A 24,899-nucleotide genomic window follows, 5' to 3' on the forward strand; every position below is an offset into this window, starting at 1 on the left:
GCAGTGACAGGGAACACCAAGCAATTTGAATGCAAATTGGAAACAGAAGCGAAACATTTTGCGTCGCCCGATGTTGGATCCACTATGAACAAGCTGCCTACCAGACAAGTCACTTTGAAGTCGGCTCAGCGTCGATGGATACGGACGATCGCGACGCTGGCCATTCTCGGAACGCTATTCGGAATGGCTTGGAAACCGCGATTGGTGACCGAAAACTTCCTGCGGGATGCCACGGACTTGATGGTCGCGGAAACGGACCTTTCGCCCATTGGAGCCCCCTTGGCAGATTCGATTGCCATGGGACAGGCAGTGCCAAACACACCTCGCCCTCGGCATGGATGGTACGTCGGCGGATTCCCTTTGGACGCTTACCAAGCACGGTTCTCAGAGAATGAAGGGCAGGATGGCTTGGAGAACTGGAGCACGTTGGGTTTGGGATTGGCGATTGACCTTTGGTTTTGCATCGGCTTGCTCGCTTTGGCTGGCCACGCCGCCTACCACGTCCGTCCCGGGCAATCACCTTGGAACGTCCTGTGGTCCCCCAAGCAGACCGAAAACACTCGTTACCGTCGCGCTTTGCTGAGCATTGTGTCGGTGGGCTTGGTGGTTTCTGCCTGGCACTTTTATTCCACCCAACGCACTCTGCAAACGTTGAACGATGAATCGCGAGTCACTCTGGCTCGGTCGACCAACCATCCATTGGTCGCTCGATTGCCTCTCGTTCTTCGCGGTCCTTGGACCCACGCGGTTCACGTCCAGTGCCTCCCTGAATCCGACATGCAGTCGATTGATTGGAGCGACTACCCATCGATTCAGTTCATTTCACTGCAAGGCGACATCGATCCGCAGACACTTCAATCGATTCAAGAAAATCCCTGGGTCACCGGCCTCCGCTGGTCGAACATCCCGAGCATTGAAAGTGCGAACACGGTCCTCGAACGCTTGCCGTCGCTTCGCAGCCTCTCGCTCTCATTCAAAAACATCGAGACGTCCACGGAACTTGGTCCCGCCCCGAAGCTTCAAGTGCAGTCTCTGACGAGTCTGGCGTCGTTGTCATTGCGTCGCATTCCGGGCACCGCACTATGCACCGATGAGTTGTTGGTTCCCTCACTGACCTCGTTGGAAATCCAAACCATTGGCCCCAGCGTTGATTCATGGTTGTTCGAAGAATCCAACAATCTGAAGTCGCTCTCGATTCGTCACCTGCGGCGGGCTGACGAAAGGAATCCGCGTGCATCCGAACTGACGGTTCGCCTGATGCCTGCCTTGACGGAACTGTCCGTGGACGCGGGCATTCCCATCCATCTCCGCCTGCTAGAACTGCCACGTTTGCGCAATGTGCAGGGGATCGGTGCGATGACCTCTTCGATGGACTGGTCGGAATACGAAAACGGCTTCATCGTGTGGGTATCGTCGCTGAAGATGTCCGGCCTCAGTTCGCTCTCGAGCCTGGATTTAGCGGGCGAGAATTTTGACCAGTGGGAAGTGTCGGAATGCCCCCGATTGCACACCGTTCGCGTCAAGCACCCACGCGCCGGTGGAAACGGGCGTTTCCGTCGCAGCGTGCATGGTTGGGAAGCGTCTCCTGAATTCGTTGACGCTCGATTGTTCGCTGCCATGGCATCGGGAACCCCTCTTCCCAAACGAAAGTCGCCCAAGGGGTTGATGGCCTTTGCAGCCTCGCTCCCTTCGCTTCAATCATTGAACCTGCATGGCATGAATCTGACCACGTGCGAGTTGTCAAAACTCCAAGCGTGTTCCTTCCTGAAGACCCTGACGCTGGACCATTGCGGAATTGAGTCGGATCAGCTGGATGAACTTTGCAACGTCAGTTCGCTCCGAGAACTATCCGTCTCAGGAGCCGACATTGACCCGGAGGTGGTCCCTCGCCTGCTAGCCATGCACAACCACTGGGAAGTTTTGGAATTGCCGTGGGAAGAACTCCAATCCATCCGGATCATTGACCAGCCCAAATTGAGACGCGCCTTCACCTCAAGAACCTTGCGAGCCAAACACATCGAATTGGTGAACCTGGACTCGTTGGCCAGCCGATTGCGCATCGCACCTGGCGCCGAAACCATCCGTGTCGTCAATCTTCCCAGCCTGACCGATATCTCCATTCGCCGGCCAAAGACAAAGGACATCGTGATCCAAAATGTCCCCCGTCTCCTCTCCTTCACACTTGAACGAGGCGTGCTGACATCGTCGACGCTCAGCAGCCTGACGCAAAGTCGCCAACTGCACTCGCTGATTCTGCCTGGCAGCCGTTATCCCCAGGGATTGGCCAAACACTTCCTGTGCTGGCCCGGCCTGCAGGAATTCAACGCCATCGCCACACCACTGCGTGACGATGATTTGCGAGACTTGCCGAACCTGAAGAACCTTCGGCGTTTGCGTTTGGATGACACGGCATTGACGGCGAAAGGCATTTCGATCTTGGCACGCTGCGATCACCTGCAAAGCGTGTCATTGCTCGGTCTGGATCTGTCTAGCACCGCACTGGAACCCTTGATGGCTCTTTCATGGCTGATGGAGCTGTCGGTCAATGATGCGGTTCCACTGCCTGAAGCTCTTCAATCCATCCGGCTGACTCCAGACGACTGGGCCACCCAAAAAGCCCAACCGCATTTGGTTGGAAACTGGCCCAACGGACTCAGAACGAGTGTTGACCGCGGGAAGAATTTGGTTCGACGTGGACCGCAGCATGGGCAGCGTTTGAATTGGGTGACCACTGAAGAAACGGATTCCAACGAATCGCTGGACTCACAACAGGTGACTCTGACGACTGATGCAACGTGACCAGAACACCTGCGGTGGCAAACAAATACATGTGCACCATCGCAATGATGCCGACTTCGTGGAACATCCCGTTGCACACGTAACCGCTGAGCAATCCCAGCATCAAGATGCCAACGGTTCGGCGGTAGTCTTCGGTGCCCTCGTCCAACAACGTCGCTCGCATCTCTGACCTCGTCGAGTCAGCATGTTTGGCGGACGCAAACTGCCAGGCAAGACAAAACAGCACCGTCAACAGCAACAGGTGCAGGCTGAAGCCGATCAACCCCAAATCGACCAACACCGACAAGAAGACGTTGTGTTGCATGTAGGGCCGGGCGGATTCCAACGGCACGCCGTGGCGTCGAATCGCGTGATAGGGTTCCGCCGCATCAAAGTAGTGACCATACCCGTGCCCGCCGAGAGGCCGGTCCAAGAACATCTCGTAAGCAACCAAAGCCAGCAAAGGTCGCAACTCCACACTCTTGGCAGCGTCCGCAGCACTCAATGCTTTGTCGCGTTTCATGCTCATGATTTGATCCTTCAGTCCCATCGCCATCGCGCCGCTGAAGACGACCACACCGGCGAGAGCCACGATCCGAATCCGGCGAGGGACATAAATCAACCCGATGCCCCCGATCGCCGCGATCGCCCCCAACCAAACGCTCCGCGTCAAAGTTGAATAGCAACCCGCCAGCATCAACAATGCCAGCAATGCGTACCAAGCCTTGCCATGGCGTCCGCATTCCAAGAAGCGACTGGCACAAGCGGCCAATGCCATGGTTAGCAAAATCCCATTCCCAGCGGGATTGAGCAACGGGCCTCGTCCACGACCATAGAATTCCCAGATTTCCGGATCGTTGATAAACCGAGGGAACACCAAAGCGCGAACATCCAGCATTTCCATCACGCCAGTGAACGCAAGGTACGCCCCCAACCCAATCAACACGGTCACCATCCGGCGAATGTCTTGCGGCGTGAACGTCGCTGTTCGCATCACCCCATACAAGCTGCACGGCAGCGCCATGTAAAACAACCACCGAGCAATCGGTGGCTGGGCGTCGCCAAACATTCCAAATCGCAAGCAGCTCAGCAGCCCCACCGCGACAAATCCAAACACGATGCCATCGGTTCGGGTCAGCGCGGGCAATTGGTTCTCACCCGTCAGAACGCGAAAAATCGTGACTCCGATCACTGCGGCCCAAAGCAATCGGTCCAGACTGATTTGAATGACTCCGTTGAACGCGAAAAAGGCTGGCCCAAAGACCGTTCCTAAAAACAACACGGCCATCACCAACGTCCAGGTGCGGGCGCCGCGAAGCATCGGGATCGACCACGGAATGATCGCCAACAGAATCAAGATGAGAAGCAAGGTCATGTCGAACCTTAGCTCATTCGAGACAGCACTCGGCAAATCCAATCGAGTTTTGTCGCCCTCGCCAATCATCCACTTTAACGATTGCGACGATTCTGTTGATTGTGCGTGTCACGACGGTCGCACGCATCCAACTCATTCTCCCGAGCGAAACGTTCGATTCGATTGAACGGGCGATCCATCGTTGGCACGCTTCCCACTCCGTCATCCCGCTCGCGTCAGGAAACCACGTGCCGCGCCGCGAAAAATCTTGTCGCCTCTCCGTCGCACGGGCGTTCTGCACGAGCATTCTCGCCTGGGTATGCGTGATGAGCGTGGCAGGTTGCTCGCATCCCATGCGAGCGTTGGTCGGTGGGAACATGCGGATCGATGGCGACATGGGTGTCCAAGGAGACATGGGTGTCGACGGCGACATCAACATGAACGGCACGATGACCACGGTCAGCAAGACCGACAACACCGCCTCACCTATCCGTCCGGTTGAGATCGACGCCGCGTCGCCTGGTTCCAACTCACGAATCGCGATTGTGGATGTGGACGGGTTGCTGATCGACCGCAACTTCAGCGGGTTTGGCTCGATGGGAGAGAATCCTGTCGCCCTGTTTCGCGAAAAGATGCGTTGGATCGAATCCGACCCCACCATCTCCGCCGTTGTCCTGCGGATCAATTCGCCCGGGGGAGGCGTGACGGCCTCGGACATGCTGGCTCACCAGCTTCAGCACCTCAAGAAGGCACGTGGTATCCCTGTCGTTGCCTGCTTGATGACCACCGGAACTGGGGGCGCGTACTACCTGGCCACCCATGCCGATGCCATCGTCGCGCACCCAACCTCGGTTGTTGGCGGCATCGGCGTGATCTTGAACAACTACAACATGGAAGACACGCTGGGCCAGTTCAACATTGTTTCCCTGCCGATCAAATCGGGAGACAAAATCGACGTTGGATCGCCCGAACGAATGATGCAACGCGAAGAGCGTGATTTGTTGCAAGCGATGGCCGATGAATTCCACGAACGTTTCATTGCACAAGTCCGCTCATCCCGTGGAGATCGTTTGGTGGTCACCAGCGGCACCAACGCAGCGAACATGGACGAATTGGAAGACGCGGACGGGGAAATGCCGGAGGATGAACCCGGCGACCTGATTCCGTTTGATGGCCGCGTGGTTTCCGGACAGCAAGCTCGCTCACTGGGATTGGTCGACCAAACCGGGTACCTCGACGACGCCGTGTCACTGGCTGGAAGCATGGCGGGTCTTTCGTCTTCGCCCGCCTTGGTTCTTCTGCGTCGAGACAACGACCGAGCGATGTCTGAATTTGATGTCACACCCAATGTTCCGATGACTTCGATCTTGCCCATTCAGTTGCCGGGTTTGGATCGCAGTGCGATGCCAACGTTCCTGTATTTGTGGCAACCCGACCCGAGCATTGTCACCGCCAACGGCGGCTGATTCCGATTTCGAGTCAATTTGAACTCAGGAACTCATGCCCCAGCTCTTGACCGTGTTCTTCCAATCCGCGGTCAAGGCGGAACACAGGTAGCCGATGTTGGACATGTAGCGAGGCACCAACCGTTTGGGGTCGCTGAGCATTCGATAGGCCCACTCCATCCCAATGCTTTGAAAGATTTTGGGGGCGCGTTTCGCGGTCCCGGCCAAAAAGTCGAACGAAGCCCCCAGCTGAATGCTGACGGGCACACCGATGCGAGCGGCATGTTCAGCAATCCATTGTTCCCCTTTGGGTTGCCCAAACGCAACGAACAACAGGTCCGTTCCGGCCTCACGAATTCTCGCGTCTTGAGCCGCCTGTTCATCCGGCTTCAAATCGCGAAAGGGCGGCGATTCGCAACCAGCGATTCGCAGACCTGGATACATGGCTTTCAATCGCTGGGACGCTTTTTCGGCAACACCGGGTGCACCGCCTAAGAAGTAGACACGATGACCACGCTGGGCCGCCCGTCCGCACAAGTGAATGATCAGTTCGCTGCCAGCGACTCGTTCGGGAAGTGGTCGGTCGGTCAATTTGCTGCGAGCCACGATCGGTTGCCCGTCCGCCAACACCAGTGCCGCCCGATGAGTGATCTGTTGCAACTGCGTTGACCGGTGATGCAGCATGCAATAATTCAGGTTCGCCGTGATCACGTACTGAGGCGTTCCAGCGATGATCAATTGATCGATCGCATCGACCGATTGCCACATGTCCAAGCGATCAAAGGGCACATCCCAAACGTTCACGGTGTCGCGAACAAAAGGAGGAGCTGTCGCGACCGAGGCTTCGGGTTGCGTCAGAACCGTGGTTCCGAATCGTGGCCCCGATTGAAATTTGCCCTTGGCTTCTTGCGAGGCTGGTGGCACCACCACCGGCGAGGCTGAGGTGGACGAAGCGGGATAAGAACTGACGGAAGAAGCCGAATTCATGGCGGAGCGTATTCGATGAGTGGTTGAAAAATCGTTCCAACCGCGACAATCGGTGCTCCCGTCATTCTGAGAGTGACCGTGCCGCGATAGACTGCACTTTCAACCCTACGTCACGTTTTCTGCCGCAACGCAAATTTGGTCCCAAGCAACGCATGCTGATCTTCACGCTGGAAGGATTCACCCCCGCTGCGATCTCCGCCTACGGGTCGTCTTGGAATCGAACCCCCGCTATCGATCGCCTGGCGGCCGAAGGCACCACGTGGAACCGAGCGATCACGCCGGTCACCGATCCACTGGAACAATGGGACCGGTGGGCGAACACGCTGGCGGAGACGCCACAGTCAAACCACATCGTCGTGATCACCGACGACCCGCGATTGCTGGAACGAGATTCCGCCGCCGTGTTCGAAGAGATCATTTTGCTGGAAAGCGACGTGCCGACGGCACCCGACGCGGACGATGAATCCGACACAATTGATATCGAGGACACCTCCATCGGTCGCTTGACCGCCCTCGCTGCGGACCGAATCGCACAAGGCGACTCGGTCTGGCTGCACACGCGTTTCCTCACGCATTGTTGGGACGCCCCTCGCGAACTCAGCGACGACACCATCGCGGACGAACCCAGCTACTACGACGAGGAATCCGGGGAGGACCTTCCGGCAGACGAACTCGGCGCCGACCATGATCCCGTGCCCTTCATCGTCGAATCAGCCACTCCGCCAAACCATTCCATGACCGCGGACGACGATCCGGACTGGATCACCACCTGGATGCGAACCTATGGGTGTCAGATCAAATTGGTCGACGCCATGCTCGACATCCTGAGTTCGGTGCTGGAGCCCGACGAAACGATCGTGCTCAGTGGGACCAGCGGTTTTGCCCTGGGACAAAACGGTTCGATCGGGCATCGCACCGGTCCCTGGCGTTCGTGTCACCTGCACGTGCCGCTGGTCTGCTCCGGTGGATCTGGGCTGCGATCTCGATTGGTTGCCTCAGCCGATGAAGTCGCTGCGGTGATCGGCATCCGATTGGGCAACCCGAGTGGGGACCTTTTGCCAACCCATCTGTTTGCTGGTGAAAACGTTGTGGACACTCCAACGGAAGAATCCAACCCCGAGGAATCTTTGCCTTCAAATGCCTCGTCGCCTTCGCCAACGGAGCGTGTTATCACCCAACATCGCAGCGTTCCCATTGCGATCACCACCAACGATTGGTTTTACGTTCCTTCGGACGACCACTCCTTGCCCAGTGATGCAGTCGAGCGATGTCACCTGTACCTGAAGCCCGATGATCTTGACGACTTCAACAACGTGGTGCGTTTGCGACAAGAAGAGGCGGACCGACTTCACCAAACCCTTTTGAACGAATTTCATCAAACAGAGTGATTCATGATTGTTGGCGTGCCCTCGGAAATCAAGACCGACGAATACCGTGTTGGCATGTTGCCCGTCGGGGTCGCAGAACTGACTCAAGCCGGTCACACCGTTTTGGTGCAAGCCGGGGCGGGCCTGGGATCGGGGTTGCCCGACCATGACTACCTCCGGGCGGGTGCCGAATTGGTTGCCACGGCCGAAGACATTTTCGCGCGAGCGGACTTGATTGTGAAAGTCAAAGAGCCTCAGGTTTCGGAGTACGAATTGATTCGTCCCGGCCAACTGGTGTTCACGTACTTTCACTTCGCGGCCGACGACTCGCTGACCAAAGCCATGCTCGATAGCGGCGCGACCTGCCTCGCGTATGAAACGCTCCGCAACAGCTCGGGACAACTTCCGCTGTTGACACCGATGAGCGAAGTGGCCGGCCGGATGAGCATCCAAGAAGGTGCGAAGTTCCTCGAACGACCTCAAATGGGACGTGGCATCTTGCTGGGTGGTGTTCCTGGTGTCGCCCCCGCTCACATCACCATCCTGGGTGGCGGCGTGGTGGGCGCGAACGCGGCCAAAATCGCCGCTGGATTCCAAGCCGACGTGGCGATTTTGGACGTCAACCTGGACCGCTTGCGGTACCTCGATGACGTGATGCCCGCCAACGTGAACACGTTGTACAGCGATCGGCACAACATCGTCGAACAACTGGAACGAGCCGACCTCGTGATTGGTTCCGTGTTGATCCCTGGCGGCCGCGCGCCCAACTTGGTTCGCGCCGAAGACCTTCGCATCATGAAGTCGGGTGCAGTGGTCATCGATGTCGCGGTCGACCAAGGCGGTTGCATCGAAACCAGTCGCCCGACCACGCACAGCGAGCCCACGTTCATCATCGACGAGGTCGTCCACTACTGCGTCGCCAACATGCCCGGAGCGGTCGGCCGGACAAGCACCTTCGCGCTCTGCAACGCGACGATGCGGTGGGTCATGAAAGTCGCTGCGGCAGGAATGGATGGCGTCCTGCAAGACACTGGCCCGCTTCAAACCGCAGTCAACATCCACGCCGGCAAAATCGTCCACGAAGCCGTCTCCAACGCCTACCAAGCCTGAGCGCAAGAGACCTGTCGTCCCTTCAGGTTCCATTGGCTAACGCCAATGGCTACACCCTGTCGCCACTTCGTGGCTGAACCGTTCACGCGAGCCGGTTCCATTGGCTGACGCCAATGGCACTATCTTGTCGCCACTTCGTGGCTGGAACGTCCTCGCTAGCCAGGTCTTCGTGGCTGGGACATTCACGCCAGCTCTCTCGACACAACCATCCAACCATCCAACCATCCAACCATCCAACCATCCAACCATCCAACCATCCAACCATCCAACCATCCAACCATCCAACCAGTCCCAACCAGTCCCAACGGGACGACACGTTGTCGCCACGGGCGCAAGCCCGTGGATGCCCGACAACCCACACCCCCAAAAGCCCCGAAGGGGTGACAGGTGTCGGGACCTGGCATGAGACCTGTAGTCCCTTCAGGACTTGGTGAACTCGTTCCTTGCCGAGTCCATTGGCTGACGCCAATGGCTACACCCTGTCGCCACTTCGTGGCTGAAACGTTCACGCCAGCCGTGTCCATCGGCTGACGCCAATGGCACCATCCTGCCGCCACTTCATGGCTGAACCGTTCACGCTAGCATTCGCCGCTGCCTAAACTCCGCGCGGGGCTGGGACCTGCACTCATCTGATTCAAGCTTCAGAACCGATCACTCGTCCAATTCGGCATCGTCGGATTTGGAATCAGATTCGCTAGGCTCAATTTCGGCTGGCTTCGCTTCGTCCGCTGGCGAAGTTCCTTGCTTGGACGACGAATCTTCCTCTGGTTCACCGAACAGAAGTTCGGGTGCGTTTGGATCCTCCAACCACTCGATTCGCTCGACGGTCACGTAGTCGTAGTCATTGAACAAAACTCGGACGTGGGTTTCCCCCGCATCGCCTCGGACCACAAACACGTAGCTGGCCGCTTCCGCGTCGGTGTGGTCGTCGGTCAATTCCCAATCGTAGGCGACGTACTGGACCGTTCCCACCTCTTCCAGGATCGTTGGATTCTCTTTGATCAACTCGTGAGTCGATTGCGCCATCGCGGAATCGAAGGGCACAGGAATGGTCTCCAACTGCACTCGCGTGTCCAAGTCCGTCTCGTCGGGAATCAAATCCACGCGGTCGAACCATTCGTCTTCCTTGGCGCTGACCTCGACCCGCACGATCGCCTCGCCCACCGTTCCAATCACGCGGTAAAAGTACTCGTCGGTGTAGACCGAATTGTCGAGGTTGTGCTCCGCGGCGAACTCAACCGACTCAATCTCGCCCACCTTTTCTTGGAGGACTTCATTTTCCGACAACGCGTGCTGCAATGCCGTGGGGGTCTCCTCGTCGTCGGCCATGTAGTCGTAATTGACCGCATTGAGTTCGCTGGCAAGCCTTTCGACCGCGTAGTACCCCAGCCCCAAGACACCTCCGCACATCAGCAACATCGTCACCGAAACAATTGCGACGATGATCACCGTGTTCTTGGAAGAACCACCGCCACCGGACGATGAATTCGGAACCGGTTGGCTGTACGGTGAGTGCGGCGCGTGGGACATGGATGAATGTCTTGATTGAATGAATGCCGAAAGAAAGCGATGCCGACCGAAGTATAAACAAAAACGGGCCGGTGAATTTCACCGGCCCGTTCGCATTCTTCGGATCCCTCTTCATTCCGTCTCCGCGGATGCATCGCAATGAAACGCGATGCATCCACCACCAGAACTCATCGCCATCACTGCAGCGGAACGATCATCCGGGTGTTCCCACGACGAATGATCAATCGCAATGGGATGCCTTGCCGCTTGGCTTCCGCAATGATCACTTGCAATTCGTTCACCGATTGGACCGCGTTTCCACCGGCACTTTCGATCACATCGCCGGCCATCAGTCCCGACTCCGCCGCGATTCCATCGTCTTCGACTCCGACCACGATCAATCCCGATTCCATTCCCGTGTATCCATAGCGCCGAGCGGATTCAGGAGTGATTGGTTCGAGCTTGGCACCCAGAACACTGCCGCCATGGAACATCGCCATCGCTTCACTGGTTCGCTCTTGCAGATCAACGGTCTTGTCCAGCGTTTCGCCGTCGCGATTGATGACCATCGACACGCTCGCCCCTGGAGGGCGACTGGCGATGTAGTTGACCAATTGCGAACTGCTACGGACTTTCTTTCCATCCACACTGACAACCACATCGCCTGGTTGCAGATTCGCATTCGCGGCGGGTTGTTTGTCCAACACGCCTTGAATCAGCGCACCGTCTTTGACCTTCAAACCCATTTCATCGACCAACTCCGGCGTCACATCGCGGACTTGGGCCCCCAAGAATCCTCGCCGCACTTGACCGTTTTCGATAATCGACGTCAGCACGGGCCGAGCCAGCGAAACAGGGATTGCGAATCCGATGCCGGCGCTGGCACCGCTGCGAGAAAGAATGGCTGTGTTGATCCCGACCAACTCGCCACGCAAATTCACCAATGGGCCACCTGAATTCCCCGGGTTGATGGCCGCGTCGGTTTGCAAGAAGTCCTCGAATCCTTGACCGTTGTTGACGATCTGACGGTTGCGATTCTTGCCACTGATGATGCCCGCGGTCACCGTTTGATCCAAACCGAAGGGACTGCCGATCGCCAGCACCCAATCACCGACTTGAATGGCATCGGAATCACCGAAGGCGATCGCCCGCAGGCCTTCGGCCTCAATTTTCAAGACCGCCAAATCTGTTTCTGGGTCCGTCCCCACCACTTCGGCGGGCAATCGGCGATCGTCGCTCAGCTCCACATACACTTCGTCGGCGCCTTCCACCACGTGATTGTTGGTCAGGATGTACCCGTCTTCTCGAACAACCACACCACTGCCCTGGCCTTCGCGAGCGGGCATCTGCTGGCCGCCTCGCGAACGCTCCTCAAAGAAATCATCGAACCCAGGCGGCAACTGGCTTCGCAGTCCCGGCGGCAAACGATTGCTCACGGACTTGGCCGTCGTCTTGGAACTGATGCTGACAACGCTGGGACGCATCGCTTCGGCAACGGTTCGAAAGGAAGCCGACAAATCCTGAGCCGTGTTCAGTCCCTGCCCCGGATCGATCGACGTCGCAGCCCGATTCGTTTGATCCGCCATCGCGTCGGACCGCATGCCATCCGGCAAACTCACCACGACAGCGGTGGTCAGCGTGGCAAGCCACAAACTTCCCAAAGCAAAACTGATTGGTTTCCATTGATTTCGCATCGTGAATATTTTCTCCTGAGAGGGGATGGTCGGGGTGAGTGATACTTCGCTCGTACCGTGGCGAAGTCAACGCACCATCGCGAGACCTCGGCCAAACTCTTGTCATGGAAAGCTCGCCTCCGACTCCGGCACGGATTGCCATGACTTTTCAGAGCAGTACTACTGAGGAGGATGCCCGTTTGGTTCACTTTGAACCGGAGATGAATTTCGAGGCACACCTCCGAATTGTGCCCCTGAGTCCCCGGTTCGGTCCCAAATGTGCAATCCCTGGGTCTCACGCTCGCAGCAGGCAAGAACACACGAATCGCCTGGCTGAGATCGCCAATCGGGTGTGCGTTATTGAGCAACGTGCGCACTCACGCTGTCGAATGTCAAAATGGTCAAGCTGTTCCGCATCGACGCATGAAATTCCCTTTCACGCCAATGAGGGAAAACTAATTTCCGCTCGACAGTCAACAAGGGACTTTGCTAGCATGCTCGTTCAGCATGTTGCGGGTGCCGACATGCCCAACGCGGTAGGAAACCACGAATCCATGATGCGACAAACAGTAACGGTAATTTTGGCCGGAGGTCGTGGCTCACGACTGGAACCACTCACGCGCGATCGAGCGAAGCCGGCGGTGCCCATTGGCGGCGCTTATCGCATCATCGACTTTGTGCTGAGCAATTGTTTGAACAGCGATATGCGACGGCTGTTGCTGTTGACGCAGTACAAAGCCCAGTCGCTGGACCGACACATCAACGTGGCCTGGCGGAACTATTTCTGCCGTGAATTGGGCGAATTCATCGACGTCGTTCCGCCTCAGCAACGCATCGATGACAATTGGTACCAAGGCACCGCCGACGCGGTCTACCAAAACATCTACGCGATTGAACGCGAAGCCCCCGAATACGTGGTGATTTTGGCAGGCGACCACCTGTACAAAATGAACTATGAATCGATGGTGAACTTTCATCATCGCAAAGGCGCGGATGTCACCGTCGGCGCGCTGCGTGTCAGTCGCGAGGAAGCAAGACAGTTCGGCGTGATGCAGGTCGACACCGACAATCGGTTGGTGGAATTTCAGGAAAAACCAGAAAACCCGCGTCCCACACTCGACGATCCCGATGTCTGCTTGGCATCCATGGGCATCTACGTGTTCAACACCCGGTTCCTGTTCGAGCGACTGTGTGACGACGCGACTCAGCCCGACAGTGACCACGACTTCGGCAAAAACATCATCCCGGGTGCGATCAAGGACAGCCAAGTCTTTGCGTTCCCGTTCACCGACGAGAATCGCAAACGCGAAGCGTACTGGCGAGATGTCGGCACGCTGGAGGCTTACTACGAAGCCAACATGGACCTGGTTGGCGTTGATCCTCAACTGAATCTGTATGACCGACAGTGGCCGATCCGTTCGTTCCAGCCTCAACTTCCGCCCCCCAAGTTTGTCTTCGGCAGCGAAGGCCGCTCGTCACGTCGCGGGGAAGCATTGGATTCAATCGTCTGCCAAGGCGCAATCATCAGTGGCGGTTGTGTTCGCCGCAGCGTCATCGGCACGGGCTGTCGCATCAACAGCTACGCTCAAGTTGAAGACAGCATTTTGTTTGACGATGTGAACGTCGGCCGCCATAGTCGCATCCGCCGCGCCATCATCGACAAGGGAGTTCAGATCCCGCCAGAAACAGAAATTGGATATGATCTGGCGATGGACCGCGCTCGTGGTCTAACAGTCACTGACAGTGGACTCGTTGTGATAGCGCGCGGCGAAATGATCGCCCCCCCAGTCACCACGAATGGATCCCCTGGTCCATCCCCGACTTTGACTTCCTGACCGCTGTCTTCGGCCAATGCTGAGGGCCTCCTTGCTACCCTTCGCAGCACCGTGAATCCGTCTCTGATCGCCGCTGGTTTCTTCTTTGCAGCGGTCTTGGTTGCAATAGGCTATTTCGTTGGCCGGCGGCGACGCAAACTCCCGACTGCCGTCCCCGAAGGTCCGATCATTCACGAGGACGAACGTCAGCGAATGCTGGGTTTGCTCGAAGGTCTTTCGCGATGGACCAACGAATACTCTGGCAACGTTTCGAACTACCAAAGCGAACTGGGCGAACTCAGCGACGCGATGCGAATCAGCATCCAACAATCGCGATCCGGATCCACTCGTACCGGCAACCAGGCTGACAACCAACACGCCAGCGACGCTCGCATGGTGACGCTGATCAATCAGATCATGTCCACCAACACCGAATTGCAAACTCGGTTGGAGGCCGCCGAAAAACAGCTGGAAGAACAGACTGAGCAGATTCAGTCCTACCTGACAGAAGCTCGCACAGACGGGTTGACGGGATTGTACAACCGCCGCGCGTTCGACAAAAAACTGGATGAACTCTTTGTGGCTTACCGCGGTGGCGGCAAGTCCTTCACGCTGATCTTGATCGACATCGATCACTTCAAAATGATCAACGACACGCACGGTCACCCCGTCGGCGACGTTGTCTTGCAACAGATTTCTCAACGCCTGGGCAACGGCATGCAAGACGCCGAGATCGTCTCGCGATTTGGCGGCGAGGAATTCGCGATCCTGACCTATCTGCCAATCCGAGTGGCAGCGGACAAGGCCAACAAACTAAGAGAACGCATGGCCAATGACACCATCGAAATCGGCTCCGCCGATTTGACCGTCACGTTGAGCGTCGGGCTGAGCACGCCACATGAAGACTTGGTCATCGGTCCCATCGTGCGTCGCGCCGACGAGGCTCTGTATTCCGCGAAAAACATGGGTCGCAACCGAGTGTATTTCAACGATGGAAACGGGGCACAACTGATTGGTGCTCCGGAGATTGTCCGCTCCTAGAGACGCTCGGCAGGAAGGAGCAGGCACAACCATGTGAGCCGTTTGGGCGTTCGCCTGGGCCGCGAAGTGTTTGGTTTTGACACCGCTTTGGACTGCGCAGGTTTTGTTACTCGACTTCGCCCCAACGGGGCAGCCCTATGCCAGCCCAGGGCAACGCCCTGGGTTGTGGCTTCGAATCGACCAAGAATTCCAATCTCAAGCTGACGCTCGGCAACTACTTTCCGTCTAGCAATCGCGCCGGATTGGTCTGGGTCCAAGCCTGGATGCGGGCTTCGTCGATGCCCAATTCTTGGCGGAGCTTTTCCGTCATGCTTTGAACGGATGTCGCGCACCCAGCGAAGTGTGTGCGGCACTCGGCCCACGCCGCACCGTCATCATCCACGTGCACGTTTTGACCGGCCAAGGCATACGTCCCAGGCCCCAACCCAGCCGCACTGATCGCATCACTGACGATGATGATGTTCTGTTCGGGCACACACTTCAAATAGTTGCCCAGCGCCATCATCGGAATGTGAAAGCCATCGGCAATGAAGCTGATCGCCAACCGCGAGGCACGTGAGAGAACTCGCTGCACAATGTTGTCGTGACGAGGCACTTCCGAGGGACACGCGTTGCCCAGGTGAGTGAACATGGTCAGCCCAGAATCCATCGCGACATCCAAATCCTTCAACGTCGCGTTGGTGTGCCCTGCCGCCACGATGATTCCCTGATCACTCAACCAGTTCGTTGTTTTGCCGGCGGAGTCTTGCTCCGGTGCCAACGTGACCAATCGAACATGCCCGCGGCCTGCATCCACCAATCGCTGCGCGTCCTCCAGATTCGCGGCACGGATCTCGGATTTGGGATGCGCCCCGGCGTAGCCATCCAAAGGGGAAAGGAACGGTCCTTCCACATGGATTCCAGCGACCGTGTTCGCAACCTCGTCATCCTGTTCCATCGCGTCCACCAGGCGGCCGATGCGCGCGCACATGGCGTCCATCGAGTCGGTGATCACCGTGCCCAAGCACCGATCCACCTGATGCGATCGCATGGCTCGACAGGCGTCCAGAACCTGCTCGATCGACAACTCATCGCCGTTGAAATCCACGCCCGCGTAACCGTTGACTTGCAGATCGACGTGGCTCAATTGCCAGGCTCCATCGAATTGCGAGTGTCGCGATCCAGATCAGCGGACGACGCGATGTCAATGATCAGAGTCGCATTGGGATGCTGATGCAGTGCCGAAGCCGGAACCATGGGGTCGTTGACCACCGACAATGTTTTCGCAACCGCTTCGGCCTTTTGAGCGTCGGGCACGGAACAGAAGATCTGACGTGACTTCAGGATCTGCTGAACCGACATGCTGATCGCTTGCGTCGGCACTTCCTCGAGAGACGAGAACCAACCTTCGCCGACCTGTTGCTCGCGACACCGTTGGTCCAAGTCCACCAAAAGATACGGGTCGGTGGTGGTGAAGTTGGCGGGCGGATCGTTGAACGCCAGATGCGCGTTCTCACCGATTCCCACCAAGGACACGTCGATGCGTGTTTGACGAAGCAAATCGCCCACACGCTTCATCGTTTCCACCGGGTCGTGATCCCCACGAAGAAAATGAAACTCACCTGGCGAAACCTTTTCGACAAAGCGTTCGCGAAGGTATTTGCAAAACGAAGCGGGATGATCCGGCGATATCCCAACATACTCGTCGAGATGGAAACCGGTCACTTTGGACCAATCGATGCCTGGTTGTTCTGCCAGAGACGACAAAACTTCAAACTGGGACGCACCGGTCGCCACAACGATATTGGCATGACCGTACTCGTTCAGTGCCATTCGGATGGAATCGGCGGCATTTCGGCCCACCCACAGCCCCATTTCGAAGCGGTCAGCGGCTAGGATCTTGTTCAACATTGGCGGTCGCAGAAGGCGGCTAACAAATCATTCGTTCATCGACAAGGCTTCATTGTGACACAGCCGGTAGCAGTAAACGAGAGTGGTTGGAAACGATATCGTCGAATTGGCCCCGCGATTGTGGTCGCGGCCGTCGTCCTCGGCCCCGGAAGCATCGTCAGCGCCAGCCGTGTGGCGTGCGGCGAAGGCTTTGATCTGCTGTGGATCGTGCCTCTGGCCGGCATTTTGATGATCGGAATGACCGCTGCCTCGATGACCATCGGCGTTTGCAAAGAAAAAACACTGTGCGGCCTGGTCGCCGATCGTTTTGGACGCTGGGCCGCATGGGTCGTCGGGTTATCCCTGCTGATTGCGATCACGTTGTTTCAAGCCTCCAACAACAATGCGATGTGGATGGCGGTCAGTGGTTTCATTGGCCACGAAACAGTGGACAAATGGTCAACGCTCGGCCGTGCATCGGGATTGCTGCTGTTCAACGGAGCCATCATTGCATTGGTGTGGCTCGGCCGCCGCGACCTGTATCGCTGGATCGAACGAGCGATGGCGTTCCTCGTCGGTGCAATGGTTCTCTCGTTTGGAGCCAGCATGTTTGCATCGGCACCGGATTGGAGCGAAGTCATCGGCGGACTGATCCCCCGTTTGCCGACCCCGGACACAACCACCACGCTGCCAACCGAAGCCGAAGCGGTGGCCAGTTCCGACAACGCTTCGATCGCCTGGATGAGCATGGCAGCGCTCGTCGCCACAACGTTCTCCGTTGCCGGTGCGTTTTACCAGTCCTACCAGGTCAAAGAAAAAGGCTGGAAACGCGACAACCTCTCGACTGGTTTGGTCGACGTGTTTGTGGGCATTTCTTCCTTGGCCCTGATCACGGGGATGATCTACGTCACCGCCGCAACAGCCCTGCACGGCAACATCGCCCCCAAGGATCTGACCGACGCGTCCGTCGTCGCCTTGTCACTCGAACCGCTGTTCGGTTCCTGGGCCCGGATCGTTTTCTCCATCGGAATCTTCGCCGGTGCGGCCAGTTCGTTCCTGGTCAACGCGTTGATCGGCGGCGTCGTCTTCTGCGACGCGATCGGAACGGATTGTCGAGTATCCTCTCAACCGGTCCGGCGAGCCACCATTGCAGCGTTGCTCGCTGGATGGGCAGTTGCCAGCCTGGCCGCGTTGACCGATGTCGATCTGGTCAGCTTCATCGTCATCGCCCAGTCTCTGACCGTGCTTTGCTTTCCTTTGCTTGCCGGCGTGATCGTTTGGCAGTTGCACACCTTGGACCGTCACGATGTCGCCTGGCCCATCCGAGTGCTCGCCTGGATCGGCTTGGCCGTCGTGATCGCCCTGTCCCTGAAAACGCTCAGCGGGTTGATCTGAGCGTGTTCGCGACAATCAGTTGAAACCGAGCCGCGACCGAGGCCACCGACTCAGTGAATCGCCGCGGCAAACAGTTTCGAGATCCGAGCCTGTTGGTCGGGTGTGATCCAGCGCAGATCAATTGCCACACCGTCATCGGAAGGTTCTGCCAACAAACACGCGTCCCCCTTGGCCAATCGCTCGACGATGACCGCGGGGCTGGCCGTGTTGACCCGCAACAGCACCTGTCGAGAGGGCAACTGGCCCGCGTCGAGAGACATCGACGCAGGCTCCTGCGTTACCGTCGCCGACGTCACGCCGTCCACCCCTGACAACTGCGTCGCCAATCGCTCCGCTCGATCGTGCAAGTTGCTTTCGCTGGCGGCGATCAAACGGTCCACTGGCAACCCACTGTCACAAGCCAGAAGCGCCGCCGCGTTCAACATCGCGACCAGCGCATCGGGTGCCTGCAGCATCGAAACACGCGGGTCTTCGTCCCACGCCTTCATCCATTCGGAGCGTCCGATCAGCATGCCCATGCCAGGTGTTCCGGTCAGAACTCCGCCGCCCAACAAAACCGCATCAGCACCTGCCTTGATCAACGACGCAGCACTGCTGCAGTTTTCCGAAGACCCACCCAACAGCCGAATCGAGGGTGCCACCACGACTTCTGAAACATGATGCTTGCGTCGCGATTCCGGATCGAGCGAGCAGGACGCTTTTGACAACCGCACCAAGGTCGTGGTTCGTTGACCGCCGAACGATCGACTGGGACAGCCCCCCATTGCGCTGACCACGTCGGCTTCTGTGAAGCCTTCGGCCGTGCCCACTTCGCGGACTGAGCCCCCGGTCCAGCGTTGCAATTCATCGGCCAAGTAAGCGGAACTGCCCGCTTGCATCGGGATCGCACAACAACGCGGCACGAGAATCCGTCCGGATCGCCGGCCACACTGTCCGAGCAGGCTCAAACCTGCATCAAATGAGTTGACCACCAGGACTTGAATGTCGGTGCCACTGGCGTCGGACAAAAACCGTTCAACGGGTTGAGTGCAGCGTTGTCCCTGAGGCAGAACGCAGTCGCCCATCAAATAAGGCGCCGCAGCGGCCATCACCGCTGTGTCCACGGCCACGCCGCTTCCAAGTTCGTGCGTCAGATTCCCTGATCCATTGATCAGAGAATGGGGACGCTGAAAGGACGCGGCTCCGGCCCACGCGTCGCGAAAGGGTCCCGCCCCGGCTTCGGCTTGCTTGAGGATCGAATCCACCTTTTCGCGAGCCACACGGGGCAGTTCCTCGACCAACTTCGTGGCTTGGTCCTTGAGGTTCTGAGCGGTTTCCGGATCGGTCGCTTGCCGAGCCAAATCCGCCACACCACGTCGCAACAAATCCACCGTCCAGGGAGGCAGTGCCATCAGAAATCGTTTTCAAAAGAGAAGAAGACCAGTCCGAAACCGTCCCCTCCATCATCCTCCACCCCACCCCAACACGCAAGAAAGGATTTCCGGCGACGAATCGTCGCCACAGAACCACTCCGCTCCGATCGAAAAACAACCGGTTTGAAAGGAACATCGCAGCTCGATTTCAGCCCGTCCCAACGGAATGATGAGGTTCGACGCCTTTTTCGGTGAACTCCGTGTCCTCGGTGGCAACCTCCCCCGAAACAATGCCCCAGCTAAAAACAATGCCCCAGCTAAAAACAATGCCCCAGCTAAACAGGGAAGCAGAGCTGAACAGGAAAGCACGGCATGATTCGTCCCACTGAGATCAGGGGCGTTGTTGGCCCAGGAAGTCGTTGACGTTGGCGACTCGTTCTTCGGGGCCCGTTTCAGCTTTGGGAGCACCGAACATCGAACTGAAGAACCCAGGCGAATCGGACTTTTCAGTCGCTGTCGATTCCGTTCCCGTTCCGGCGAACATGTTCATCGGATTCAAACGAGCTGGATTGAATGTTTCTTTGGTTCGCTGCCAAGACGCTGACGCGGTGGTTTTCACATCCGTCATCAACCCGTCTTTGCGTTCCACAATCCGATTTTGATCGTCGTCGGGAACCAAAAAGGATGGCATGCGAAAGCTGGGAGCCTTCGGCATCGAGGGCATCTTCCAGTTCGCTGGGTTGAGTGTTTGAGCCATCTTGGAGAAAGCTCCCGGCTCCGCGTCTTGCGCAGACACCGACGTGGCAACCAGACACTGGCTGCCGACAAACAAACAAACACAGACCGTGAGTCGATGCGAAAAAGGCGACATTTTAAAACGGGGCATTGAGAACGCTCCACGTGCTACGATTCGGAAATTCAACGTTGGATCAGCTATCGCCTTTCCGCCAGAACTGCCGCAACCCCAGTTCCCGATTTCACTTTCAAAAAAGTGTGACAAAACGGAATCAATAAGGCACGTCGACCGCATCGCAGAGGAACCGCATGAACGGCTTGGCGTCTCGAATCAATTGCGTGATCCGGGCCACCGAATCCTTGGCGGTGATCTCTTTGGGGGCCAACGTGGCGATGCCGATGAAGTCGATCCGCCGCAAGTCCTCAATCATCGGATGGTCGCGGTCGTAGTCGCGCGGGGATGTCTTCAGCCGGTCCCCGCCCAACTCAAATGAGGTTCGAAAGGACTTGGCATCGCGAGCCCGCCGCCACGCGTTGGGATCGTCTGCGATGGCGGCTCGAATCGCCGCCAAAGATTCACGCTGAGGCCGCCACACGCCCATCCCCACAAAGCATTCTTCCGCGGACAAATGAACGTAGCCACCGGGCGCATGAATGTCGTCGGACACCGTGCCGGTGAAGCACGCGTCATGCCGCAGCGAGATCCCCACGTTGGTCTTGTAAGGCGTCTTGTCTTTGCTGAACCGCGTGTCGCGGTGAATCCGCATCAGCGATCCACCTTGGGTTTTGTCAATCACACGCAGCATCGGCGCCGATCGTTTCAGCGGAACGGCGAGTTGCCGAATCAGCTCGAACGCCGGTTGCCGAACATCGTTTTCGTAGCGTGCCTTGTTATCAGCGAACCACTCCCGATGGTTGTTGTCAGTGAGGTCTTCCAGGAAATGAAACAGCTCGGGTCGAATCGGAGACGTCATCAGGATCAGGCTGCGGTTGCTTGAGGAACTTTCTTGCCTTGCATTTGATACACGTACCGCAAGATTTCTGCCACGGCTTGGTATTGCTCCGCCGGAACCTCTTGACCCACATCGACCAATTTATAAAGAGCCTGAGCCAGCTCCTTGCGTTCCACCACGGGAATGCTGTTTTCCAACGCCAATCGCCGAATCCGCTGAGCGATCATGCCTGCGCCCTTGGCCACCACGATGGGCGCCGGCATCGTCAACGGATCGTACTTGATCGCGATCGCAAGCTCCGTTGGATTGCTGGCCACCACGTCGGCCTTGGGGACTTCCGTTCCAAGTTGCCCCATCGCCAACTGACGAGCGACCTGCCGACGACGTGCCGCGACTTGTGGGTCCGCCTCGGTGTCCTTCATCTCATCGCGAACCTCTTGGTCCGTCATCATCATGTCTTGTTCCGTCTTCCACCACTGGTAGACATATTCAAGCAGCGCCAACACGAACAACCCCACGCCAATCCACAATGACACCCCGAACAAGGTGTCAAACATCGACTTGGCCAATTGGGGCACGGACAGCGACGCCATCGAGATCACGTCGCCATGATGTGCTCGCAGTGCTAAGTAGGCGATGCCACCGATGATGCCAACTTTGAACATCCCAAACACCAATCGCATCACGCCCTGCAAGGATAGAATCCGTTTGGCTCCGGACATCGGACTGATGTTGCTCAGCTTGGGCATCAACTTTTCAGTCGACAGCAACAATCCCGACTGGAAGACGTTGATCAACACGCCACCGATGAACATCAAAATCATCATCGGAACCGCAGCCATCGCCAGTCGCTGTGAGATCTGCAAGATGTACTGCGTGGCATCTTGGTTGGTCATGGGGGCCAACTTGGTTTCACCGAGGGCATGCGCAATGCCTCCCGATAAATAGGCCGCCATGTTTCCGCCGATGGCGTAGAGCGCCCAAATCGCGGCCAGCAGCAGAGTCGCTGACGTCAGGTCTTGGCTTTTCGCGATCTGGCCTTTTTCGCGAGCCTGCCTGCGTTTGCGTTCTGACGCTGAGTGTTTCTTGTCTCCACCGGAATCAGACATCTGGCGTGGTCCAAATCGCGGACAAGCGCTCGACGTTCGCCGTCAAGTCTTCTTGGAACATCCAGGCGACCGAGCCGATGGTGAGTGCCGTGACCACCAGCATCGCCAGGGCGTTGATTGACAACCCAATCGCCAACACGTTGATCTGCGGCAATGTCCGACTGATCAAACCGGTCACCAGGTTCGCCAGCAACAACGCCGCGATCACCGGACCAGCCACACGAACACCACTCGCCATCGAATTGCCCATCACCACAATCACGGCGTCCATCATCGAATCCGTGAACCGCACGTTGCCCGGCGGGATGTGCTGGAAACTTTCAACCAGCAGACGCAGCACCACCCGGTGGCCTCCCGTGATCAACATCACCGTGGTGACCAACATGCCGACCATTCGCGCCAGCGCCGGCATGCTGCTGGAGGTCGTCGGGTCCACTGAATCACCAAGCTGCATCCCGCCGGTGCTGGTGATGGCCTCCCCGGCCAGTTGCAATCCGGTGATCACCATTTGAGTGGTCGCACCGATCAGCATTCCGATCAACGCCTCGCGACCGATCGCAACGGCCAGTTCAGGCAAGTTTTCGATCGTTGGCATCGAAGGCTGGTCACACTGAGCTGCCAAGGTCGGCATCAAGATCGCTGTCAGAACCAGTGCCAGCAAAGCTCGGATCCGTTTGGGAACCCCCACACCGATCGCCGGCATCGCCATCAGCAACATGCCCAGGCGAGTCAGCACAAGTGTGCCGAGCACGAGATGACTGAAAATCAAATCAACGAAGGCTTGCATCGCTACAAACCACCTGCGTCTTCAAAGACCTGGCGAGTGAACTCAACCATCCGTGACATCAACCACGGCAAACAAGCGATCAAGACCGCGGCCATCGCCATGATTTTCGGAACAAACGAAACCGTTTGATCTTGGATTTGCGTGAGCGCCTGGATCAGACCGATGACCAATCCGGCCAGCATCCCGACCGCCAACATCGGCAGCGCCAAAACAACGGCGGCCAACAATGCCTCACGGACCAAATCAATTGCCTCGGAAGATTCAAACATATTGCGTTATCCCATTGTCCCGAAGCTGTTCATCAACATCTCAACCACCAATCGCCAACCATCCACCAACACAAACAACAACAGTTTGAATGGCAACGCGATCACGGCGGGAGGCAACATCAGCATCCCCATCGAGATCGTGACGCTGGCAACCACCAAGTCGACGATCAAAAAGGGCAGGTAAATTTGAAAGCCCATCAAGAACGATGTCTTCAGTTCGCTCAAGATGAACGCAGGCAAGAGGACACGCAGGGGCACGTCATCAAACGTGCTGGGCACGACCGCGTCGGGATCCATGTAGCCATAAAACAGCACCACGTCGTCTTCGTTGCGTGCTTCCCGGATTTGCCAGGACATGAATTCGCGAATTGGAATGGCGCCCTTTTCGAACGCCTCTTCCAATGTCATCTCCACTTCTGGATCGGTGTAGGGCTTGATTGCATCGTCGTAGACCCGCGTCCAGACGGGCGCCATCACGAACAACGTCATGAACAAAGCCACGCTCGTCATCACTTGGCTGGGGGGCAGGGACTGCAGGCCAATCGCTTGTCGTAACAATCCGAGCACGATGATGATCCGGACATAACACGTCGTCATCAACAAAATTGCGGGCGCCAGCGACAGCACCGTGAGCAGCAGCATGACTTGCAAACTGCCAGCCAAGCCCTCGGGACTGGTCCACTGATCCGGGCCTCCGGCAATGAAGTCGAGGGGAGTGCGGTCAGAGGGTTCGGAAGCTTCGAGGTTTTCTGGGCCACCAAAGAATTCGACCGGAGTTCGCTCCAGCACTTCGGGATCAGAAACGGTCGCTTTGCTGGGCAAAGGATCATTTGGACGAACAATGCTGGGTTCAGATTGCTGTGCCGAGAGGCTGGAGCCCCCCCCAAAGACGCAGGCAATCAGAAACGCCTTGGCCAACCACCACGGAATGGAGGCGATCCGGTTGCGTTCGTTCACTCGAAGACAATTCAGTCGGGCAAACACAGCCAAAGCCACGGGAAAATGGAGAGCACCCAGGTTCGCCGAGCCCCACGCTCGACCGTTCCGAGTCGCGACTTTAGAAGAAGTTGGCATTTCACCGAAAGTCAGATTCTGCCCCTGATCATCTCCCCTGAGCTCCCTTGGGTGAAAGTTCGTCTTCGTACTGTGAATTCAGGCCCGGATGCGTTTCTGAGATTGCCCATTCCCCACAAACCGACCAATCCCAAACAAAATGACCTCCGTTGACGGAAAAAAGAGCGTCCCCGTCGATTCGGCACCCCCAGAATCGAAACTTTTCGGACGCCAAAGGGTTGAAACGATGTAGGCTGGAAACCAATCCAATTCCACTGGTCGTGAATTGGACCTCGGCG

At 57.4% G+C, this 24,899-nt stretch carries 19 protein-coding genes and 1 pseudogene; 7 read left to right on the forward strand and 13 right to left on the reverse strand.

Translation table 11 applies throughout. The features are described 5' to 3' along the window. Positions 1-84: 84 nt before the first annotated feature. Positions 85-2,799: an adenylate cyclase gene (locus RISK_RS27445; protein ID WP_047817598.1), complete on the forward strand. Its 2,715-nt coding sequence runs from the start codon at positions 85-87 to the stop codon at positions 2,797-2,799. Positions 2,800-3,100: 301 nt separating this feature from the next. Here the strand turns inward: RISK_RS27445 and RISK_RS33465 are convergent. Continuing rightward, positions 3,101-4,222 (reverse strand): annotated as a pseudogene (locus RISK_RS33465) (O-antigen ligase family protein); the annotation flags it as partial. Between the two features lie 236 nt (positions 4,223-4,458). Between RISK_RS33465 and RISK_RS27465 the strand changes: the two are divergent. Further along, the gene (locus RISK_RS27465) at positions 4,459-5,598 is read left to right on the forward strand and encodes a S49 family peptidase (RefSeq protein ID WP_047817525.1); all 1,140 of its coding nucleotides are present in this window, start codon (positions 4,459-4,461) and stop codon (positions 5,596-5,598) included. 24 nt (positions 5,599-5,622) lie between these two features. Here RISK_RS27465 and RISK_RS27470 read toward each other — a convergent pair whose 3' ends face one another. Continuing rightward, complete coding sequence (locus RISK_RS27470) at positions 5,623-6,564, reverse strand: WecB/TagA/CpsF family glycosyltransferase (protein ID WP_047817526.1); 942 nt, start codon at positions 6,562-6,564, stop codon at positions 5,623-5,625. A 152-nt stretch (positions 6,565-6,716) separates the two neighbouring features. On the opposite strand from RISK_RS27470, the gene RISK_RS27475 reads away from it, so the two are divergent. Beyond that, entirely contained in the window at positions 6,717-7,952 is a 1,236-nt protein-coding gene (locus RISK_RS27475; RefSeq protein WP_236696774.1) for a sulfatase, read from the forward strand. A 3-nt stretch (positions 7,953-7,955) separates the two neighbouring features. Continuing rightward, positions 7,956-9,041, forward strand: a complete 1,086-nt coding sequence (gene ald, locus RISK_RS27480) for an alanine dehydrogenase (RefSeq protein ID WP_047817527.1) — start codon at positions 7,956-7,958, stop codon at positions 9,039-9,041. Positions 9,042-9,692: 651 nt separating this feature from the next. On the opposite strand, the gene RISK_RS27490 is transcribed toward ald, so the two are convergent. Next, a complete protein-coding gene (locus RISK_RS27490; protein ID WP_047817528.1) occupies positions 9,693-10,571 on the reverse strand; it encodes a hypothetical protein in 879 nt (292 codons plus the stop codon). 176 nt (positions 10,572-10,747) lie between these two features. Further along, positions 10,748-12,244, reverse strand: coding sequence for a Do family serine endopeptidase (locus tag RISK_RS27495; protein WP_047817529.1), 1,497 nt, complete (start codon positions 12,242-12,244; stop codon positions 10,748-10,750). Between the two features lie 473 nt (positions 12,245-12,717). Here RISK_RS27495 and glgC point away from each other — a divergent pair, with 473 nt between their 5' ends. Together glgC and RISK_RS27505 are read left to right on the forward strand one after the other, a co-directional pair. Then, on the forward strand, positions 12,718-14,058 hold the full coding sequence (gene glgC / locus RISK_RS27500) for a glucose-1-phosphate adenylyltransferase (protein ID WP_047817530.1): 1,341 nt from the start codon (positions 12,718-12,720) through the stop codon (positions 14,056-14,058). 51 nt (positions 14,059-14,109) lie between these two features. Further along, the gene (locus tag RISK_RS27505) at positions 14,110-15,078 is read left to right on the forward strand and encodes a GGDEF domain-containing protein (protein WP_047817531.1); all 969 of its coding nucleotides are present in this window, start codon (positions 14,110-14,112) and stop codon (positions 15,076-15,078) included. Positions 15,079-15,292: 214 nt separating this feature from the next. Here the strand turns inward: RISK_RS27505 and RISK_RS27510 are convergent, their stop codons facing one another. Next, positions 15,293-16,204 (reverse strand): N-acetylglucosamine-6-phosphate deacetylase, encoded by a 912-nt coding sequence (locus RISK_RS27510; RefSeq protein WP_047817532.1) that lies wholly within the window; start codon positions 16,202-16,204, stop codon positions 15,293-15,295. After that, positions 16,201-16,968, reverse strand: a complete 768-nt coding sequence (locus tag RISK_RS27515; RefSeq protein WP_047817533.1) for a glucosamine-6-phosphate deaminase — start codon at positions 16,966-16,968, stop codon at positions 16,201-16,203. Before RISK_RS27515 ends, RISK_RS27510 begins: the two co-directional genes overlap by 4 nt. Positions 16,969-17,022: 54 nt before the next feature. Between RISK_RS27515 and RISK_RS27520 the strand changes: the two genes are divergently transcribed. Continuing rightward, complete coding sequence (locus tag RISK_RS27520) at positions 17,023-18,342, forward strand: NRAMP family divalent metal transporter (protein WP_236696775.1); 1,320 nt, start codon at positions 17,023-17,025, stop codon at positions 18,340-18,342. Between the two features lie 50 nt (positions 18,343-18,392). Here the strand turns inward: RISK_RS27520 and RISK_RS27525 are convergent, their stop codons facing one another. From RISK_RS27525 to fliP, 7 genes are all read right to left on the reverse strand, one after another. After that, positions 18,393-19,733 carry a PLP-dependent aminotransferase family protein gene (locus tag RISK_RS27525; protein WP_047817535.1) on the reverse strand — a complete coding sequence of 447 codons (1,341 nt, stop codon included), beginning with the start codon at positions 19,731-19,733 and terminating at the stop codon, positions 18,393-18,395. A gap of 352 nt (positions 19,734-20,085) precedes the next feature. Then, entirely contained in the window at positions 20,086-20,580 is a 495-nt protein-coding gene (locus RISK_RS27530; protein ID WP_236696776.1) for a hypothetical protein, read from the reverse strand. Between the two features lie 121 nt (positions 20,581-20,701). Next, positions 20,702-21,403: a DUF2461 domain-containing protein gene (locus RISK_RS27535; RefSeq protein WP_047817537.1), complete on the reverse strand. Its 702-nt coding sequence runs from the start codon at positions 21,401-21,403 to the stop codon at positions 20,702-20,704. Between the two features lie 5 nt (positions 21,404-21,408). Next, positions 21,409-22,491 carry an EscU/YscU/HrcU family type III secretion system export apparatus switch protein gene (locus tag RISK_RS27540; RefSeq protein WP_047817538.1) on the reverse strand — a complete coding sequence of 361 codons (1,083 nt, stop codon included), beginning with the start codon at positions 22,489-22,491 and terminating at the stop codon, positions 21,409-21,411. After that, positions 22,484-23,278: a flagellar biosynthetic protein FliR gene (locus tag RISK_RS27545; RefSeq protein ID WP_047817539.1), complete on the reverse strand. Its 795-nt coding sequence runs from the start codon at positions 23,276-23,278 to the stop codon at positions 22,484-22,486. Before RISK_RS27545 ends, RISK_RS27540 begins: the two co-directional genes overlap by 8 nt. 2 nt (positions 23,279-23,280) lie before the next feature. Then, positions 23,281-23,547 (reverse strand): flagellar biosynthesis protein FliQ, encoded by a 267-nt coding sequence (fliQ, locus tag RISK_RS27550; protein ID WP_047817540.1) that lies wholly within the window; start codon positions 23,545-23,547, stop codon positions 23,281-23,283. Positions 23,548-23,553: 6 nt separating this feature from the next. Then, positions 23,554-24,543, reverse strand: coding sequence for a flagellar type III secretion system pore protein FliP (fliP, locus tag RISK_RS27555; protein WP_236696789.1), 990 nt, complete (start codon positions 24,541-24,543; stop codon positions 23,554-23,556). Between the last annotated feature and the right edge of the window lie 356 nt (positions 24,544-24,899).

This window comes from Rhodopirellula islandica, assembly GCF_001027925.1.
GTDB lineage: Bacteria > Planctomycetota > Planctomycetia > Pirellulales > Pirellulaceae > Rhodopirellula > Rhodopirellula islandica.